This window comes from Pseudomonas sp. AP19 (assembly GCF_001728855.1).
Taxonomy (GTDB): Bacteria; Pseudomonadota; Gammaproteobacteria; order Pseudomonadales; family Pseudomonadaceae; genus Aquipseudomonas; species Aquipseudomonas fluorescens.
In genome coordinates, this window is the sequence record NZ_LXJP01000155.1 from 1 (window position 1) to 568 (window position 568).

Annotated in this window: 1 protein-coding gene and 1 pseudogene; both read right to left on the minus strand. The window is 56.0% G+C overall.

What is annotated here, in order from left to right:
* Positions 1-68: 68 nt before the first annotated feature.
* Positions 69-191 (minus strand): annotated as a pseudogene (locus A7D21_RS36460) (aspartyl beta-hydroxylase); the annotation flags it as partial.
* Between the two features lie 138 nt (positions 192-329).
* Complete coding sequence (locus A7D21_RS36465) at positions 330-506, minus strand: hypothetical protein (protein ID WP_242486525.1); 177 nt, start codon at positions 504-506, stop codon at positions 330-332.
* Between the last annotated feature and the right edge of the window lie 62 nt (positions 507-568).

Sequence of the window (568 nt, forward strand, 5' to 3'; positions counted from 1 at the left end):
ATACATTCTTGACTGACCCACCGCTTTCGCGAGCAAGCCCGCTCCCACATTTTTAACCGCGTTTCAAATTAGCCGAACAACCACTTCCACAACAGCACCAGCACCAGCACCAGCACGATTACCGCCAGCACCGGCCGTGCAATGCGGTAGGCCTTCGGATGCTTGCGCTTCCACTGCTTGACGCCAGCTGATCACGTCGTAAGCAACACTGCAAAACCAAAGGTGGGAGCGGGCTTGCTCGCGAATGCGCAGTGTCAGTCGATACATTCTTGACTGACACTGCGCATTCGCGAGCAAGCCCGCTCCCACATTTTTAACCGCATTTCAAATTAGCCGAACAGCCACTTCCACAACAGCACCAGCACGACGACCGCCAGCACCGGCCGCGCACCTTTGAATGCTTGCGCTTCCACTGCGTGACGCCAGCTGATCGCGTCGTAAGCAACACTGCAAAACCAAAGGTGGGAGCGGGCTTGCTCGCGAATGCGGAGTGTCAGTCGATACATTCTTGACTGACCCACCGCTTTCGCGAGCAAGCCCGCTCCCACATTTTTAACCGCGTTTCAAA